This is a genomic window from Brenneria populi (genome assembly GCF_036016195.1).
Taxonomy (GTDB): domain Bacteria; phylum Pseudomonadota; class Gammaproteobacteria; order Enterobacterales; family Enterobacteriaceae; genus Brenneria; species Brenneria populi.
On record NZ_JAYWTM010000004.1, the window covers coordinates 166355 to 185481 of the forward strand.

A 19127-nucleotide genomic window follows, 5' to 3' on the forward strand; every position below is an offset into this window, starting at 1 on the left:
TGATCGATTATTATAGAGAAGATTTATTCGAATGAACCCAAGGTCTAACGTACAAAAAGCGGGTAATTTACCTGTTAACGCCGCTGCGCCATGCGGTTCATCAATGTATTCTGCCGGCCATGGCTAATGCGTCTAAACCCTGCCACGACTCGCCATACGCGCGGGGTTGACCAGAAATAACCGACAAAAGCCACAAGAAATACGCTCAACATAATAGACTCAGATACGCCATTGCGCTCGCTAATGATGCCAATTGCCGCAAATAAAATTGCCGCACCGACAATCATAGACAACGCCAGGCGCGGCGTTAACCCCGAGCGCAGCAAAATATGATGAATGTGCTCGCGGTCGGATTTAAACGGGCTATCCCCCCTAAGCGTGCGGCGAATCATTACGGTTACCATATCCATTAAAGGGATAGCTATCAGCCACAGCGCGGTTACCGGATGCATAACGGCCTCTTCTCCCTGCGTCGCCAGCACCAGCAGCCAAATTACCGTAAAACCAATCAGCGTACTGCCGGCGTCGCCCATAAATACCTTGAATTTATCGCCGCAAACACTCAAGTTTAATAATAGATAAGGCAGCGTTGCCGCCAGCATGCATAGGCTCCACTGCGCCAGCTCGTCCTGCCCGCCAAAGTAGAACAGAACGGCAAGCGCGCCAAAAGTAACACAGGAAAGCGCCCCCAGTAAGCCATCAATGCCATCAATCATATTGAAAGCATTGATGGCTCCCCATACGGCGAACAGCGTAATGACATAACCCCATGCGCCTAAAAAGATTTCATAGCCAAATGGCGCATTGCCCAGCGAGGTCAAATAGAGACCGGCATACATCATTACGACAGCGACCAGCGCCTGCAAAACGATACGGGGTAATACGGGAAGGTCGAAACGGTCATCCAATACGCCGACGATCAGCAGCGCACCGGTACAAACCATATAGAGAGGGAAATAGGGCAGCCATTCAGGTTGGAGTGCATATAAAACCCATAACGCCAGATAAATAGAAACGCCACCAACCAGAGGAACATCGCCGTGGTGTTGTTTCCTGATATTGGGTTTATCCACTAACCCAATAGTCAGCGCCGCCCTTCTTGCGAAAAAAAGGACAATAAATGCACTTATAAACACTAGGGTAAATTCTTGCATTTTCGCATCATCATCAACCGTTATAAATCATGTAGCATCAGACACGCTACCGCCCTTGGCTTATAGCTACCAATGCACTGTAAAAAACGGAACCGCTCTACGGAGTCAGATTTGGCGCCGCGAATCGCACAGTCTATGTGCGAGATTTTATTTTTTATTCAGGGGGTGAGTTTGGTAACAAAAATGTTACTGAGACACCCGTCTTTTGTTGAAAAAGACGATCCCTGTTGCAAAACTAAATTTTGCGTTCTAATAGTATTGACTACTAATTGCAGAGCACAAGGAGAAGATGTCCTAAGCGGGTCTTTTCAGAAAAAGACTACGTCCATCCATAACCATCCCACATCCATTAGAACAAAAAGCCGACTTAACGAATAAAATCGGCATATTTTATGAAGATTGATTGTTGATAACGTTCTATGCGCCACAAAACCACAATAATTATGGCGACATATTCTATTCACTGATTGAATACACTTCAAACGCTACGCGCCCTAACATGGCTATACCCCACACAAAAGGGATTGTTTGCCTTTTTTTTAGGCAACGGTGATATTTTTGCGCCGGAATAACGCCGTTCCGCTTACCAGGGCAGCAACAAGAGCCGAACATTGAATCGGCCTATAATGTTGCCCCTCCCCCTAAATAGTACGTCACAAGATAATGCTTTGGTATATACTCGGTATATCTTTATAGGGGGCATTATGACGACAAAAGCAGTTTTCACCATGAAGTTGGAGCCTGAGCTGCGCGATGCGTTCATGGCGGAAGCGGCAGCCGACGATCGGCCTGCTGCTCAGGTTATTCGAGAATTGATGCGAGGCTATATTGAGCAGCGCAGGCAGAGTCGTGACTATGATACCTACCTCCGCCGCAAAGTCGACATTGCCCGTAAGTCAATGACGGCTGGCCGTGGCCGCACAAACGACGAGGTCGAAGCAGCATTTGCTGCGCGCCGCAACGAGGTGACGGCAGGCAATAACAAATCGTGATAGTGATCTGGACCCCTGAGGCCGAGCAAGATCGTGCTGATATATGGGACTATATTACAGCTGATAATCCGGTTGCTGCGGTTAAGATGGATAATCACTTTAGTGAAAGTGCCATCAGCCTTGAAGAGCAGCCAGCAATGGGCGTTCCCAGCAAGATCCCCGGTACTCGTGAACTATTCCCTCATCATCATTATCGTATGGTGTATGAAATCAGCGAGGATGAAAATACTGTATGGATATTGTCCCTGGTTAGTACATTTCGTGCATGGCCGCCTGTTTAACACGCCTTTTTACATTGTTTTCATGGGTACAGCTGACTGAGTCAACTAAAACAAGAACAATCTGGAGTTGTAAATTTTACATCGTCAAATCCTCAGTCTCTATACCATTGCTTTGATTCATCACCATAAAATACCCCTACAAATTCTGGTTCATCCGCGCTTGCCCTGATACGCTATCCGGCGTGGTATTTAATTAAAGGTGAAATAACAAGTATGGAGTGGATCATTGATCCAACAATATGGGCCGGTCTGGCGACGCTGGTAGTGCTGGAGCTGGTGCTGGGTATTGATAACCTCGTTTTCATTGCCATTCTGGCTGAAAAGCTGCCTAAAGAACAAAGAGATAAAGCACGAGTCGTCGGTTTGCTGCTGGCGCTGGTGATGCGTCTGATTTTACTGTCGTCGATTTCCTGGCTCGTCTCCCTGACGACCCCGCTTTTCACACTGCTCGGACACGCATTCAGTTCACGCGACGTCATTATGCTTGTCGGCGGCGTGTTCCTGCTGTTTAAGGCGACAATGGAGCTCAATGAGCGGCTGGAAGGTAAGGATCAGGAACAGCATACGCAGCGCAAGGGAGCCCGTTTCTGGCCCGTCGTCGCCCAAATTGTCGTACTGGACGCCATTTTCTCGCTGGATTCCGTTATCACCGCCGTCGGCATGACGGAACATCTATTAGTGATGATGTCCGCGGTAACCATCGCCATCTTCCTGATGCTGTTAGCCAGCAAGCCGTTAACCCGCTTTGTCAGCGCGCATCCAACGATTGTTATTCTGTGTCTGAGCTTCTTGCTGATGATTGGCTTTAGCCTAGTCGCAGACGCTTTTGGCTACCATATCCCCAAAGGTTATCTCTATGCGGCAATCGGCTTCTCGGTCCTGATTGAGATGTTTAATCAGGTATCGATGTTTAACCGTCGGCGCTTTCTCTCCTCGTCCGTCCCCTTGCGCCAGCGCACGGCGGAGGTGGTGCTGCGGATTTTGAAGGGAGAACATGAAGAGGCCGAGCTGAATAACGAAACCTCCTCCATGATTGCGGACAACACCCAGACCGGACAGGAAGTTTTTAATCTGCAGGAACGCCGTATGATAGAGCGGGTTCTGGGCATGTCGCAGCGCGCCATCAGCAGTATTATGACATCCCGCCATGATATTGATCCGGTTGAGCTTTCTGCCTCGCAAGATGAGCTGGCGCGGATCTTAAAAAACAACCAGCACACGCGTATGGTGATCATTGATAGCGAGAAATCGGACGAGATACTGGGCGTCGTCAATGTCACGGATCTATTACAGCAGCAGTTGGACCATGCGCCATTTGACCTGCGGACGCTGGTGCGTCAGCCCCTGGTCTTTCCCGAACAGCTTTCTCTGTTGCTGGCGCTCGAGCAATTCAGGGAAGCGCGTACTCACTTCGCGTTTGTGGTTGACGAGTTCGGTTCGGTGGAAGGCATTGTGACATTGAGCGATGTGATGGAAACCATCGCCGGCAATCTGCCGTTAGCCGGCGAGGAAGTGGATGCCCGCCATGACATTCAGCAGAATGCCGACGGCAGTTGGACGGCCAACGGCTATCTGCCGTTGGAAGATCTGACCATGTACGTCCCCATCAAGCTGGATGAAAAACGGGAATACTATACGCTGGCCGGCCTGCTGATGGAGCATTCGCAGCGGATCCCGGAAGCTGGCGATACGTTATCCATCGACGGCTACACCTTCACCATTTTAACGGTGGAGAGCCATCGCATCGTGAAGGTGTTGATTACGCGCAATGCCGAGCCGCAGCCTGACTTCGAGGTGTGATCTCCAGCGCTTCCGCGCCGTCTGAAAAAGCAGATCCCCGCCTACTGACGGCGGGAACCTCCAGCGGCGCCGCGCCGTCTGAAAAGCGCCTTATAGCCGATCGAGCAGCTGTTTCAGGTCCTTACCTTTCTGGCTCTGACTATTTTTATCGGCCCAATCATTTAACCGTCTTTTCATTTCGTTCTGTAAGCGCTTACGCAACAGCTGCTCTACCTGCAGCTGATAACTCAACTTATCCCAGGGGCCGTAGATGCGCAGCGGCACGACCGTATTTTGCAATATCTTGATTAACTGCTCGTCGCCGCGCCACCCTGAAAGCACCTTCACGCCCAGGTCACTGTCGCAGGTTCTGGCTAAAAGATCGAGCTGGCCATTCCCGGTCAGCGACAGAAACTCAGAGCTGCCGTTGAGATCGCTGATGCGCAGTTTTCCGGCGTTCAGCTGGGCATTTCCCGTCAGTTGCCGGATCTCGGTATAACGCTCATAGCGCTCCATTCCCTGAATGCTGCTGTTGCCGCGCGCCACCGCCATCTGCACCATCTGATGAACATTCAATCCTTGTAAACGCAGGTTGGCGACTTTCAAAGCCGCTCTCCCCTGCCATTGCCGGGTAATGGCGGCAAGCGTCAACGCATTGCCGCTTAATTGGCCGTTCATCGAGAATTTACCGCTCAGCGTTGCGGGCAAATCAAACGCGGCCGTCAGCGGCGCGATATCCATATCATGAATTTCGGGTTGCAGCGTAATCGCGGGGGAAGCGTCGGCATCCATTTTTCCGGTCAGAGAAAAGCGTCCCTCGCCCAGCCTGCCGTTCAGCGCGGCGATATTCAGCAGCCCCTGTTGATTGGTCGCCTGAAGAGTAAACCGGCTGATGTTAAGCCCGCGATAGATCAACGTTGCCGCCTGCAACGACAACCGCGCGCTAAACCCCTGTAGCGCGTCATCGTGGGTTTTATCTTCTTCTTCAGAGGAGATAACCGGTTTTCCCGCTTTACTCTGAACGGATAAGGCGCCTTTTTGCGTGGTCGCTCGGACGCCAAGCAGCGTATCCAGATCGATGTTGTCAGACTTCAAATCCAGCGCATAGTCGGGAATAGCGCCGAACGTCGCGCTGCCGCTTCCCGTGAGCTGGCTTTCGTTGGCGCTCAGGGCCAGCTGGCTTAGCGTGATTTTTTCAGGCTGATGCTGATAGCTGGCCTGCAAACTGCCCTTGCCTGAAATACCGCCGCCGGGAATGCCCGCGCCCTGAATTTGGTATTCCAGCTTTTCGATATTCGCCGTTACCTGCTGCGGGAAATGCGCCATATCCATATTGGCCGCCAGGGAGAAAGCGATATCCCGCTGATCGCGGTTGATGCGGCTGGAGAGCTCGATATGCACCTGACGGTTGCTATCCTGCTCCATCAATAAATTGATATCGCGAACGTTTATATGTTCATTATCGTTACGCTGCAGAACCAGTAGGCTGTCGGCGATCCTTATCTTATCAATATCCAGCCGCCACCCCCGCCCTTCCTGAGCAGACGATCCCGGCGGGGCGATAGGCGAATTGCCGGTCTGTTTAACCTCGCTGTCCGGCGTCAGTCGGATGACCGCGCCTTTCAGCATAACCTGTTTAACGGCGAGTTTATGGGAGAGAAGCGGCCAGAGCTTAACGTCCAGACGCATGTTTTCCGCGCTGACCACCGGCGCGGTCGATCCCGGCGCGCTCAGCGCCATGCCGCCGGATAAAATACTAAGCTGCGGCCAGACGTGCCAGCGCAGATCGCCATCCAATCGCAACTGATAACCGCTTCGCTCTTCGACTTGCCTTACCATGTAAGCGCGAAAATCATTGGGATTCACCAGTACGACCAGCGCCGTCATTCCTGCCACCAACACAACCAGCAGAATCGCCAGCGTTGTCAGAAATCTTCTCATGCCATCCTCATTGTCGTACGCTTCATCACAGACAGTATTGGCAATTAATGAGTTTGCTGACAAAGTCCGATGAGCGGCGATAATGGATGGCTCGTAAAGACGCGGCAAGTACGTCCCTGTATGCTCGAGCCGCGCGAATAGGAATCTCATCCCTGAGATTCCCCCTTTCAGGGCCGTCGCAAGCGACGTTCAAAGGCGTTCCCTACGCCTTTGTCCCTGACGCGGACGCTTTACTCTTCCATTCCATTATCACCGTTCGATAAAGGGTGATAGGTTTGTCAACTGTCTGAATTAATCTTTGTCGATACGGCTCGCCACCGCTCCCTGCTGATCTTTATATTTTGCATCCTGACGGCGGTTATAAGGACGGGCCGCCGGGCCTGAAAGCGGCTCAAAGCTCAGCGCGCCAATCATCATTCCGGGACGCAGCGCCAAGGGCAACTTACCTGAATTATAGAACTCCAGCACAATTCTTCCTTGCCAACCGGGATCGATCCGGTGCGCGGTAACGTGAACCATCAAGCCTAAACGCGCCAAAGAAGAGCGTCCGTCGAGCCAGCCGACCAAATTATCCGGCAATGTCACCGACTCCAGCGTGACCGCCAACGCAAGCTCTCCCGGATGCAAAAAGAAGGCTTCGCCTTCCGGCAGGTTAATTTCATCGCTCATCACGCGGTCCAACGCCGCGCTGACTTCATCTTTCGGGCCGCTTAAATCAATAAAGGCCGCCGTGTGCCCTCTGAATACCCGAAATTGATTTCCTAAACGGACATCAACGGTCGCGCCGTTAATTCTTTCCGTCGGCGGGCGCGGGGTAATCATCAATCGGCCATCGTCCAACCAGGCTTCAATATCACGGTCACACAGTCTCATTTTTTTCTCCACACACATCTATATTCGTCATACTTCAAGTTGCGGGTGCGTTGGCTTTGTTACTCGGCCCATCCATGGGCCTCGCTCCGTTGGGGCCGCCGCCAGCGGCGTTCAAATCTGCTCCCGGCAGATTTGTCATTCCCCCAGTCACTTAGTTATCTAAGCTCCTGGGGACTCACTCGCTTACCGCCTTCCTGCAACTCGAATTATTTAGAGTATACACTGAGTAAAAACCCAAAAAGATTATTCGAAAAACTGGCTTATCTTGGCTTTCAGAATATCAATCGCAATACGGTTTTTCCCGCCGCGCGGGACGATAATATCGGCGTATTGTTTTGAGGGTTCGATAAATTGCATAAACATGGGACGCACCGTTTTCTGATACTGTTCCATCACGGAATCCATTGAGCGGCCGCGTTCGTTGACGTCGCGGCGCATACGGCGCAGCAGGCAAATATCCAGCGGCGTATCGACGAAAATGGAAAAATTCATCTCATCGCGCAGGCGGGCTTCCGTCAGCAGCAGAATCCCCTCCAGAATCACGACTTTCTTCGGATCAAGATGCACAGTCTCCTGCTTACGCGTATGTTCAACATAGCTGTATAGAGGAAGCTCCACCGCCTGACCCGCTTTCAGCATTTTCAAATGCGTCAGCAGCAGGCTGTGGTCCATGGCGCTGGGGTGGTCGTAGTTGGTCTTCACCCGCTCTTCCATCGTCAGGTGGCTTTGATCTTTGTAGTAGCTGTCTTCAGGTATCACGCCAATATGCTGATCACCGACCTGGTCACGCAATTCACGGTACAACGTGCTGGAAATAAGACTTTTACCGGAAGCAGACGCGCCCGCTATCCCGATGATGACACACTGGTGAGACTTATCAGTCATGGTATTAAAGACCTGATTAACATAAAAAAAGAGGGATACACCAAGCGGTGTGGTGACGCGGCAATTATAGGGAGTTAAGGCTGTTCACGCCAGCGTTTCCACCACTGCACGGGCGGGGAGCGGCCGAATGCCGGCGCTTATCCCGCCCCCGTCGTCCGCCGCCTACAGCGCCCGAAAAGAGATTTCCGTCGGGATCACTTCGCCTTGCCAATAAAGCTGAGCGGCGACCTGGCCGGCCAGCTCACGGTAGAGAGACGTGAACTCGCTGTCCGGATGGCTGACCACCGTCGGTTCGCCGCGATCCAGATCTTCACGCAGCGAAATATGCAGCGGCAGCTGTCCCAGCAGCGCGCAATGGTATTTTTCCGCCAGTTTTTGCGCCCCGCCGGTGCCGAAAATCGGCTCCAGATGGCCGCAGTTGCTGCAAATATGGACGCTCATGTTTTCAACGATCCCCAGTACCGGCACGCTGACTTTCTCGAACATGGCGATCCCCTTCATCGCATCCATCAGCGCGATATCCTGCGGCGTCGTCACCACCACCGCGCCGGTGACGGGAATGCTTTGCGCCAGCGTTAATTGAATATCCCCGGTTCCCGGCGGCATATCCAGCACCAGATAATCCAGATCCGGCCAGAGGGTGTCCTGCAACAGCTGCAACAGCGCTTTGCTCGCCATCGGACCGCGCCACACCATGGCGTTATCATCAGTGACCAGATAGCCGATCGAATTGGTCGCCAGCCCGTGCGCCATGATCGGCGCCATGTGCTGGCCGTCCGGCGAAGTCGGGCGCTCGCTCGCGGACCCCAGCATCGTCGGAATCGACGGGCCGTAAATATCGGCATCCAGAATACCGACATTGGCGCCTTCCGCCGCCAGCGCCAGCGCCATATTGACCGCGGTGCTGGATTTGCCGACGCCGCCTTTGCCGGAACTCACCGCGATAATATTCTTAACCCCTTTGACGCCGGCCTGATCGTTCACCCGGCGCAACGTGGCGATATTATGCGTAAGGCGCCACTCCACCGCTTTGGCGCCGGACAGGCGCAGCAGTTCGTCGCTCACCGTCTCTTTTAACGCCTCCAGCCCGCTCAGCCAGGCAAACGGCATGACTAATTCGATATGCAGCACATCATCCAGCAGCGCGCAGTGATGCAGCGCGTTCAGGGTGGTCAGGTTGTTTTTCAGCGTCGGGTGTTGAAAGGTCGATAGTACCCCGGTCACCATGGCATGCAGCGCCTCTGGCCGCTGTTCGGGGGATTTGGAATTCATTCCGGCTCCTTAAAATTTTCATTATTTAACCGTAAAAGCCGTCATAGCATATCAGAAGGGGAAGGAGACTTACGCGGCGCAAGGTAAAAGATTTTAAACGCTGGATTCGCCAATCAGCCGCAGCTTTAGGCAAGGCAGCGGTTTACGCAGTAAGGCGCTATCGGTTAACATCAATGACCCTCAATCACCAATAAAGAAAGCAAGTTCCTCATGACTCAAGTCGCAAAGAAAATACTGGTAACGTGCGCGTTGCCTTACGCTAACGGTTCGATCCACCTCGGTCATATGCTTGAACACATTCAGGCGGATATCTGGGTTCGTTACCAGCGAATGCGCGGCAACCAGGTTTACTTTATCTGCGCGGACGACGCCCACGGCACGCCAATCATGCTGAAAGCGCAGCAGATGGGAATAGCGCCGGAGCAAATGATTGCGGCGATGAGTCAGGAGCATCAGAAAGATTTCGCTGGCTTCAACATCAGCTATGACAATTATCACTCCACGCACAGCGAAGAAAACCGTGAACTGTCCGCGCTGATTTACACCCGGCTAAAAGAGAACGGTTTTATTAAAAACCGCACCATCTCTCAGCTTTACGATCCGGAAAAAGGCATGTTCCTGCCGGACCGTTTTGTGAAAGGCACCTGCCCGAAATGCAAGGCGCCGGATCAGTACGGCGATAACTGCGAAGTGTGCGGCGCGACCTACAGCCCGACCGATCTGATCGATCCGAAATCCGCCGTCTCGGGCGCCACGCCGGTGATGCGCGAATCAGAGCACTTCTTTTTCGATTTGCCCGCGTTTGGCGCAATGCTGCAGGCCTGGACGCGCTCCGGCGCGCTGCAGGAGCAGGTCGCCAATAAGATGCAGGAGTGGTTCGACGCCGGCCTGCAGCAGTGGGATATTTCCCGCGACGCCCCCTACTTCGGTTTCGAAGTGCCGGATGCGCCGGGGAAATATTTTTATGTCTGGCTGGATGCGCCGATCGGCTACATGGGGTCATTCAAAAATCTGTGCGACAAACGCGGCGATCTTGACTTCGACGAATTCTGGCGCCAAGACTCCACCACCGATCTGTACCATTTCATCGGTAAAGACATCGTCTATTTCCACAGTCTGTTCTGGCCGGCCATGCTGGAAGGCAGCCGTTTCCGTAAACCGACCAACCTGTTTGTTCACGGTTATGTGACGGTCAACGGCGCCAAGATGTCGAAATCGCGCGGCACCTTTATCAAGGCCGATACCTACCTGCAACACCTGGATGCGGACTGCCTGCGCTACTATTACGCCGCGAAACTCTCTTCGCGTATTGATGATATCGATCTCAATCTGGAAGACTTCGTCCAGCGCGTGAACGCCGACATCGTTAACAAGTTGGTCAATCTGGCCTCCCGCAACGCTGGCTTTATCAGCAAGCGGTTCGCGGGCCGGCTGGCCGAAAAACTGGCGGATGAAGCGCTGTATAAAACCTTTACCGACGCGGCGGAAAGCATCGCCGAAGCTTACGCCAACCGTGAATCGGGCCGGGCAATCCGCGAAATCATGGCGTTGGCCGATCTGGCCAACCGCTATGTGGATGAACAGGCGCCGTGGGTGGTGGCGAAGGAAGAGGGCCGCGACGCCGATCTGCAAGCCATCTGCTCTATGGGCATCAACCTGTTCCGGGTGCTGATGACCTACCTGAAACCGGTGTTGCCCGCGCTGGCGCAGCGTGCCGAAGCCTTCCTTAACCACGAGCTGAAGTGGGACGAAATCGCCGCGCCGCTGCTTAACCATCAGGTAAACACCTTTAAAGCCCTCTTCAGCCGTATCGATCTGGATAAGGTTAACGCCATGGTGGATGCCTCCAAAGAGGATATGGCGACGGCAAAAGCCGCAGCCGGTCCGCTGGCGGATAACCCCATTCAAGAGACCATCAAGTTCGATGATTTTGATAAGGTGGATATGCGTATCGCCCTGATTAAACAGGCGGAATTGGTTGACGGCTCCGATAAGCTGCTGCGTCTGACGCTGGATCTGGGCGGCGAAACCCGCCAGGTATTCTCCGGCATCCGCACCGCTTATCCCGATCCGTCCGTACTGGAGGGGCGTCTGACGGTGATGGTCGCCAACCTGGCGCCGCGCAAAATGCGCTTCGGTCTCTCGGAAGGCATGGTCATGGCCGCCGGCCCCGGCGGCAAAGACATTTTCCTGCTCAGCCCGGACAGCGGCGCGCAGCCCGGTATGCAGGTGAAATAACCGCGTTACCGCCCTGCCCGCGACCGCAGGCGGGAACGGCGGATTTATATCATCCCCCAAGGCAGAACTCAGGTTCTGCCTTTTTAACATTCCGTTTTAACACCTGATATCACCCGCCTCTCCGTGTTACCGAACGCAACCGCCAAGCAACACAAAGCTAACCAAGCGCTATATAAAACGTGATACAGCGCACAAAAATCCCGCACTTAAACCCCTAGGAACAGACCTTAAATACTTACTTTTTGATTTGGCGCAAAACCCACAGTTTGAGTGTTGTTAAATTGCCTGCAACAAAAATTATACATAAAAATATAGGGAAACTAATGCAACTGAATCGAAGAGGTTTCTTTAAAGTTTGCGCGGGAGGCATGGCAGGGACCACGCTCGCGGTGTTGGGTTTTACCCCGACGGAAGCAATGGCATCGGTACGTCAATACAAACTGCTGCGGGCGAAAGAGACGCGTAACAACTGCACTTACTGCTCCGTCGGCTGCGGCGTGCTGATGTACAGCCTGGGCGATGGCGCAAAAAACGCCAAACCCTCTGTTTTTCATATCGAAGGCGACGCCGACCACCCGGTCAGCCGCGGTTCTTTATGTCCGAAAGGCGCGGGCCTGGTGGACTATATTCACAGCAAGAATCGTCTTCTTTATCCAGAATATCGCGCCCCGGGCTCGGATAAATGGCAGCGCATCAGCTGGCATGACGCCATCGATCGCATCGCGCGCCTGATGAAAGCAGACCGCGACGCCAATTTTCAGCGCACCAACGCCAAAGGCGACACCGTGAATCGCTGGGTGACCACCGGGATGCTCTGCTCCTCCGCCGCCAGCAACGAAACCGGGCTGCTCGACCAGAAATTCACCCGTTCGCTCGGTATGGTCGCCATCGATTGTCAGGCTCGCCTGTGCCACGGCCCGACCGTCGCCGCCTTAGCCCCGACCTTCGGTCGCGGCGCCATGACCAACAACTGGGTCGATATCAAAAACGCCGACGTGATTATCGTGATGGGCGGCAACCCGGCTGAAGCGCACCCCGTCGGCTTTAAATGGGCCATCGAAGCCAAAACCCATAACGATGCGAAGCTGATCGTCGTCGACCCGCGCTTCAACCGCTCCGCGTCCGTGGCCGACCTCTACGCGCCGATTCGCGCCGGCTCCGACGCCGCATTTTTGCTGGGCATCGTCAACTACCTCATCACCCATGACAAAGTCCATCACGAATATGTGACGTCTTACACCAACGCCAGCCTGATCGTACGCGACGATTTCAGTTTTGACGAAGGCCTATTCAGCGGCTATAACCGAGAAACCCGCCAGTACGATAAATCCAGCTGGCACTACGAACTGGATGCCGCGGGCTTCGCCAAACGCGACAAGACGCTCTCCCATCCCCGCTGCGTATGGAATCTGCTGAAAAAACACGTCGCGCGTTACACTCCCGACATGGTGACTTCGCTGTGCGGCACCCCCGCCAAAGCCTATGAGGAGATCTGCCGCACGCTGGCCGAAACCAGCGCTCCGGAAAAAACCGCCACCTTTATGTACGCGCTGGGCTGGACCCACCACACCAACGGCGCGCAGATTATCCGCGCCGCCGCCATCATCCAGCTCTTGCTGGGCAACATCGGCATGGTCGGCGGCGGCGTCAACGCCCTGCGCGGCCACTCCAACATTCAGGGCTATACCGATCTCGGCCTGCTGACCACCAACCTGCCGGGCTATATGCCGTTGCCGTCGGAAAAACAGACCGATCTGCAAACCTATCTGGGACAGATCACGCCGGCGGCGTTACTGCCCGATCAGGTTAACTACTGGAAAAACACCCCGAAATTCTTTATCAGCATGATGAAGAGTTTCTTTGGCGAGAACGCCCAGGCGGCCAATAGCTGGGGCTATGACTGGCTGCCGAAATGGGATCGCAGCTACGACATCATCGCCCAGACCGAACTGATGACCGAAGGCAAAATCAATGGCTACATCGTGCAGGGTTTCAACCCCATCGCCGCATTCGCCAATAAAAACAAAGCCGTCGAAGCGTTATCCAAACTGAAGTTTTTGGTGACCATCGATCCGTTAGCCACGGAAACCTCGACGTTCTGGCAGAACCACGGGGAGTTCAACGACGTCGATACCGCGTCGATCCAAACGGAAGTGTTCCGTCTGCCCTCCTCCTGCTTTGCCGAAGAGGACGGCTCCATCGCCAACTCCGGCCGCTGGCTGCAGTGGCACTGGGCGGCGGCGGAGCCGCCGGGAGAGGCGCTGCACGACGGAAAAATCCTCGGCAAGCTGCTGACCCGCCTGCGCGAACTCTACCGGGAAGAGGGCGGCGCCTACCCCGATCCGCTGATGAACATCAACTGGAACTACCGCGACCCGCAAGACCCGACGCCGGAAGAGGTGGCGCGCGAGGCCAACGGGGTGGCGCTGGCCGATATCTATGACGACGGCGGCAAACTGATCCTGAAAAAAGGCCAGCAGATCGCCGACTTTTCCCAACTGCGCGACGACGGCACCACCGCCAGTTTCTGCTGGATTTACGCCGGCTGCTGGACGGAAGCCGGCAACCAGATGGACAGGCGCGACAACGCCGATGCCGGCATGGGCTGCACGCCGAACTGGTCGTGGGCCTGGCCGCAGAACCGCCGTATTCTTTACAACCGCGCTTCCGCCGACCTGCAGGGCAAACCGTGGGACAAGAAACGCAAGCTGATGGAGTGGAACGGTCAAAAATGGAGCGGAATCGATATTCCCGACTTCGCCAACACCGTGCCGCCGGGCAAAGATACCGGGCCGTTTATCATGCAGCCGGAAGGTCTCGCCAGACTGTTCTCCATGGACAAACTGGTGGACGGCCCGTTCCCGGAACACTACGAACCGATAGAAACGCCGCTGGGCACCAACCCGCTGCATCCCGACGTGGTGTCGAATCCGGCGGCGCGCCTGTTCGCCAGCGACGCGAAAACCATGGGGTCGGCGAAAGACTTCCCTTACGTCGCCACCACCTATTCCATTACCGAATTGTTCCGTCACTGGACGAAACACGCGCGGCTGAACGCCATAGTGCAACCGGAGCAGTTTATTGAAATTGGCGAAAACCTGGCGCAAAGCAAAGGAATAAAAGCGGGCGATGAAGTGAAAATTTCCTGCCAGCGCGGCTATATCAAAGCCAAAGCGGTGGTGACCAAACGCATTAAAACGCTGAACATCGCCGGTCAACCCGTTGAAACCGTCGGCATTCCTTGCCACTGGGGTTTCGAAGGGGCGACGCGCAAAGGCTTCCTGGCGAACACGCTCACCCCCAGCGTCGGCGACGCTAATTCACAGACGCCTGAATATAAAGCGTTTCTGGTTAATATAGAGAAGGTGTAAGGGTAGCCAACTATGTCAATGCAATCTCAAGATATTATTAAACGTTCGGCCACCAACGCCTTCACGCCGCCGCCGCATGCCCGCGACGATAAAAGCGAAGTGGCGAAACTGATCGACGTGACCACCTGCATCGGCTGCAAAGCCTGTCAGGTGGCCTGCTCGGAGTGGAACGATATCCGCGACGAAGTCGGCCATAACGTCGGGGTTTACGATAACCCGGCCGATCTGAGCGCCAAATCCTGGACGCTGATGCGCTTCTCGGAAGTAGAGGAAAACGACCGTCTGGAGTGGCTGATCCGCAAAGACGGTTGTATGCACTGCAGCGAACCGGGCTGTTTGAAAGCCTGTCCGTCCGCCGGCGCCATTATCCAATACGCCAACGGCATCGTCGACTTCCAATCCGAACAGTGCATCGGCTGCGGTTACTGCATCGCCGGCTGCCCCTTTAATATCCCGCGGCTGAATAAAGAGGACAACCGCGTCTATAAATGTACGCTGTGCGTCGATCGCGTCAGCGTCGGCCAGGAGCCCGCGTGCGTGAAAACCTGCCCGACCGGGGCGATTCGTTTCGGCACCAAAGAGGAGATGAAAAGCGTCGCCGAGGAGCGGATCGTCGATCTGAAAAAACGCGGCTACCAACACGCCGGTCTTTACGATCCGCAGGGGGTGGGCGGCACGCACGTGATGTATGTGCTGCACCACGCCGACAGACCGTCGCTGTACCACAATCTTCCCGATAACCCGCAGATCTCCACGCCGGTCAATCTGTGGAAAGGCATTTTGAAGCCCCTGTCGGCGCTCGGATTTGTCATGACGTTTGCCGGATTAATCTTCCACTACGTCGGCATCGGCCCGAACACGGAAGAGATTGAGCACGAGAACGAGGGAGAGAACAAACATGAGTAAACAGAAAATGATTTTGCGCACCAAATTCATTGACCGCATCTGTCACTGGATCGTGGTGATCAGCTTTTTCCTGGTCGCCCTATCCGGGATTGCGCTGTTCTTTCCCACCCTGCAGTGGCTGACGCAAACCTTCGGCACCCCGCAGATGGGACGCATCATGCACCCCTTTTTCGGCATCCTGATCGTCATCTGCCTGATCCCGATGTTTATCCGCTTCGTCGGGCACAACATCCCCAAGCTGCGCGATATTCCCTGGTTTCTGAATATCATCGAAGTGCTGAAGGGCAATGAGCACGAAGTGGCGGATGTGGGCAAATATAACCCCGGTCAGAAAATGATGTTCTGGAGCATCATGGGGCTAACGCTGGTTCTGCTGATTACAGGCGTCATTATGTGGCGCCCCTATTTCGCCCAATTGTTTCCTATCGACGTGGTGCGTTACGCCATTCTGATTCACGCCGCGGCGGCCATCGTACTGATCCATGCGATTCTGATCCATATGTATATGGCATTTTGGGTCAAAGGTTCGATTAAAGGCATGATTGAGGGCAAGGTTTCCGAGCAATGGGCGAGGAAACACCATCCCCGCTGGGCGCGCGGCCTGAAAAAGGAACAGGAAACGAAGAAGTAAGCCATAAAAAGGAGATGAGTTTGCTGACAAAGTCCGGTGAGCGGCGATAATGGACGATAGGTTTGTCAACAGTCTGAGGAGCTCCCCGCGCAGGCCGGGATCTCCGGCGACGCCGCGCCGTCTGGCGCCGCGTCTGCCGCGCTAAAAACATCCCCCTCCCAGACAAACTAAACGTTATAGCTTGCTCCTAAAAGTCATAACAGGCCCCATTCCTCAGCCGGCGCTTAGCGGTTATGATGCGCTATCGCCTGTAAATAGCCATCCAGACAGCCATAACCTCGACGGATATTCAAGCAAAAACAATAAGATGGTCCTATACCCCAAATCGTTCGTGTTACAGGGTATATTGCCGGCATACCATGGAGCTAATAATAATGAAGAGATTCACTCCGGCCTTGATTGCGCTGAGCCTGGCGACGGCTTTACCGGCGTTCGCCGCCGAAACCGCCGCCGTCGCGCCGATTCCCGCCGCTCTGGCTCAGCATAACGGCCCGGTTCGCGTCGCCGTTATCCGCAATTTGGGCTCTGACGACAACACCACGCAGTTTATCTCCGGCGTGGTGGAAGAGAGCAAAAAGCTGGGCTTCAAAGTCAGCACCTTTCTAAGCAACGGCGACGACGCCCGCTTTCAGGATTTCGTCAATCAGGCTATCAGCCAAAAATATGACGGCATCATTCTGTCCCAGGGACGCGACCCCTACTCGACCGATCTGATTAAACGCATCGTCGACAGCGGCATTGCGGTTTCGGTTTTCGATACCGCCGTCAACGGCGAGATCCCCGGCGTCACCGTCACCCAGCAGGACGACGCCTCGTTAACCAACGAATCGCTCGGCCAGTTGGTTAACGACTTTAACGGCAAAGCCAACATCATCAAACTGTGGGTGGCCGGCTTCCCGCCGATGGAGCGTCGGCAGGCGGCCTATCAGCAAATCCTGAAGGCCAATCCCGGTATTAAAGAATTGGAATCCATCGGCGCCGTCTCTTCCGATGTTCAGGGCGATACGGCCAACAAAGTGGGCGCCGTGCTGGCGAAATACCCGAAAGGCAAAATCGATGCGATTTGGGGTTCATGGGACGCATTCACCCAGGGCGCCTATAAAGCGCTGAAAGAGAACGGCCGTTCCGAAATAAAAATCTACAGCATCGATATCTCCAATCAGGATCTGCAACTGATGCGCGAAGCCAACAGCCCGTGGAAAGTCAGCGTGGCGGTCGATCCTAAGCTGATTGGCAAGGTGAACCTGCGACTGATCGCCAATAAAATCGCCGGCGAACCGACGCCGGCCGCGTATGAGTTCAAAGCGGCGGCGATCCCTCAGGCGCTGCTGGTCAGCCAGCCTGGCCCGGTCAACGTCGCCGGACTGGCCAAAATCATCCCCGGCTGGGGCCAGACGGACGATTTTATCGCCCCGTGGTTCGCCACGCTGGAAGCCAAACAGGCTAAATAAGCGGAGAAAAAAGATGGGAGACACTCCTCTGCCCACGCCGGAATACAGCCGCAACATGCGGCTCATCGGACACAGCGATCAAGGCGGCAGGCCCGACGGCGTGCAGGTCATGGTTCATCGCGGCTATGCCTATATCGGCCATATGGTCTCGCAGGGCGTATCCATCGTCGACGTGCGCGATGCGAAAAACCCCAGGCCCGCCGGGTTCATCGCCGCCCCGCCCGGAACCTGGAGCATTCACCTACAGACGCACGACGATCTGCTGCTGGTGGTCAACGCCCGCGATCTGTTCGCCGACGCCAGCTTTGCGGAAGAGAAGGTTTACTACACCCGCTCGGTCGCCGAAACGCTCGGCGGCAAGCGGCAGGAGCGAAGCTGGAGCGCCGGACTGCGCATCTTTGATATCTCTACGCCGGATAAGCCGCGCGAAATCAGCTTCCTATCGCTGGACGGCATCGGCATTCACCGCATCTGGTATGTCGGTGGCCGCTGGGCCTACGTTTCCGCGCTGCTTGACGGCTACAGCGACTATATCTTCCTGACCATCGACCTGGCCGATCCCACGCGTCCGCAAGTCGCCGGACGCTACTGGCTGCCCGGCATGCACACCGCCGGCGGCGAGAAGCCCGCCTGGCCTGAGGGTAAACGCTACGCGCTGCATCACGCCATCGTCAGCGGCGATACCGCCTACGGCAGCTGGCGCGACGGGGGATTAACCCTGCTGGACGTCAGCGATCGCGCCGCGCCGAAGCTGCTCAGCCACCGAAACTGGAGCCCGCCTTTCGGCGGAGGCACACATACCGCGCTGCCGCTGCCCGATCGCGATCTGCTTATCGTACTCGACGAAGCCGTGCTGGATAATCAGGAGGATGGCGAAAAACTTATCTGGATATTCGATATTCGGGAGCCGAGCAACCCGGTCAGCATCGCCACCTTCCCGCAGCCGGCCGAAACCGACTATGTGAAAAAAGGCGCGCACTTCGGCCCGCATAACCTGCACGAAAACCGTCCGGGCAGTTTTATCAGCTCGACGCTGATTTTCGCCACCTATCAGAACGCCGGCGTCAGGGTTTACGATATCAGCAACCCTTATCAGCCGAAGGAGACCGGCGCGCTGGTGCCGGCCGCGCCGCAGAGAATGGTGGACAAGCGCCCCGGCCGACCGCGCGTGATTCAATCCTGCGATGTGTTTGTCGATGCCGAAGGGATTATCTACAGCACCGATTACAACGCCGGTTTATCCATCATCGAATACCGCGGCTGACGGCGGCCGCTTAATCACGTTATTCCCGTTATGCGCGCCTTTTTCCGTCATTCCCGCGCAGGCGGGAATCCTATCCCCCGCGCCGTCTG

Annotated in this window: 14 protein-coding genes; 9 read left to right on the forward strand and 5 right to left on the reverse strand. The window is 55.1% G+C overall.

Annotated features, from left to right (window positions below; genetic code table 11):
- Nucleotides 1–74: 74 nt before the first annotated feature.
- The gene (wecA, locus tag VSX58_RS05515; RefSeq protein ID WP_327617231.1) at nt 75–1154 is read right to left on the reverse strand and encodes a UDP-N-acetylglucosamine--undecaprenyl-phosphate N-acetylglucosaminephosphotransferase; all 1080 of its coding nucleotides are present in this window, start codon (nt 1152–1154) and stop codon (nt 75–77) included.
- A gap of 704 nt (nt 1155–1858) precedes the next feature.
- Between wecA and VSX58_RS05520 the strand changes: the two genes are divergently transcribed.
- The 3 genes from VSX58_RS05520 (at nt 1859) to VSX58_RS05530 (ending at nt 4227) form a co-directional block, all read left to right on the forward strand.
- On the forward strand, nt 1859–2146 hold the full coding sequence (locus VSX58_RS05520; RefSeq protein WP_327617232.1) for an antitoxin of toxin-antitoxin stability system: 288 nt from the start codon (nt 1859–1861) through the stop codon (nt 2144–2146).
- Nucleotides 2143–2427: a type II toxin-antitoxin system RelE/ParE family toxin gene (locus VSX58_RS05525; protein WP_327617233.1), complete on the forward strand. Its 285-nt coding sequence runs from the start codon at nt 2143–2145 to the stop codon at nt 2425–2427. The genes VSX58_RS05520 and VSX58_RS05525 overlap by 4 nt, the downstream gene beginning before the upstream one ends.
- A 213-nt stretch (nt 2428–2640) precedes the next feature.
- Nucleotides 2641–4227 (forward strand): TerC family protein, encoded by a 1587-nt coding sequence (locus tag VSX58_RS05530; RefSeq protein ID WP_327617234.1) that lies wholly within the window; start codon nt 2641–2643, stop codon nt 4225–4227.
- A gap of 90 nt (nt 4228–4317) precedes the next feature.
- On the opposite strand, the gene asmA is transcribed toward VSX58_RS05530, so the two are convergent.
- From asmA to apbC, 4 genes are all read right to left on the reverse strand, one after another.
- The gene (asmA, locus tag VSX58_RS05535) at nt 4318–6147 is read right to left on the reverse strand and encodes an outer membrane assembly protein AsmA (RefSeq protein WP_327617235.1); all 1830 of its coding nucleotides are present in this window, start codon (nt 6145–6147) and stop codon (nt 4318–4320) included.
- Between the two features lie 291 nt (nt 6148–6438).
- Nucleotides 6439–7020, reverse strand: coding sequence for a dCTP deaminase (dcd, locus tag VSX58_RS05540; RefSeq protein ID WP_327612591.1), 582 nt, complete (start codon nt 7018–7020; stop codon nt 6439–6441).
- 243 nt (nt 7021–7263) lie between these two features.
- Nucleotides 7264–7905 carry a uridine kinase gene (udk, locus tag VSX58_RS05545; RefSeq protein WP_327617236.1) on the reverse strand — a complete coding sequence of 214 codons (642 nt, stop codon included), beginning with the start codon at nt 7903–7905 and terminating at the stop codon, nt 7264–7266.
- Between the two features lie 162 nt (nt 7906–8067).
- Entirely contained in the window at nt 8068–9177 is a 1110-nt protein-coding gene (apbC, locus tag VSX58_RS05550; RefSeq protein ID WP_327617237.1) for an iron-sulfur cluster carrier protein ApbC, read from the reverse strand.
- A 210-nt stretch (nt 9178–9387) separates the two neighbouring features.
- On the opposite strand from apbC, the gene metG reads away from it, so the two are divergent.
- The 6 genes from metG to VSX58_RS05580 all read left to right on the forward strand — a co-directional run bounded on the left by metG (nt 9388) and on the right by VSX58_RS05580 (nt 19038).
- Nucleotides 9388–11415, forward strand: coding sequence for a methionine--tRNA ligase (gene metG / locus VSX58_RS05555; RefSeq protein WP_327617238.1), 2028 nt, complete (start codon nt 9388–9390; stop codon nt 11413–11415).
- A gap of 323 nt (nt 11416–11738) precedes the next feature.
- Nucleotides 11739–14786 (forward strand): formate dehydrogenase-N subunit alpha, encoded by a 3048-nt coding sequence (fdnG, locus tag VSX58_RS05560; RefSeq protein ID WP_327617239.1) that lies wholly within the window; start codon nt 11739–11741, stop codon nt 14784–14786.
- Nucleotides 14787–14798: 12 nt separating this feature from the next.
- Nucleotides 14799–15692, forward strand: a complete 894-nt coding sequence (gene fdxH, locus VSX58_RS05565) for a formate dehydrogenase subunit beta (protein ID WP_327617240.1) — start codon at nt 14799–14801, stop codon at nt 15690–15692.
- A complete protein-coding gene (gene fdnI, locus VSX58_RS05570; protein WP_327617241.1) occupies nt 15685–16323 on the forward strand; it encodes a formate dehydrogenase-N subunit gamma in 639 nt (212 codons plus the stop codon). The genes fdxH and fdnI overlap by 8 nt, the downstream gene beginning before the upstream one ends.
- Nucleotides 16324–16697: 374 nt before the next feature.
- On the forward strand, nt 16698–17774 hold the full coding sequence (locus VSX58_RS05575) for a sugar ABC transporter substrate-binding protein (RefSeq protein WP_327617242.1): 1077 nt from the start codon (nt 16698–16700) through the stop codon (nt 17772–17774).
- Nucleotides 17775–17787: 13 nt separating this feature from the next.
- Nucleotides 17788–19038, forward strand: a complete 1251-nt coding sequence (locus tag VSX58_RS05580) for an LVIVD repeat-containing protein (RefSeq protein ID WP_327617243.1) — start codon at nt 17788–17790, stop codon at nt 19036–19038.
- The last annotated feature ends 89 nt before the right edge of the window (nt 19039–19127 follow it).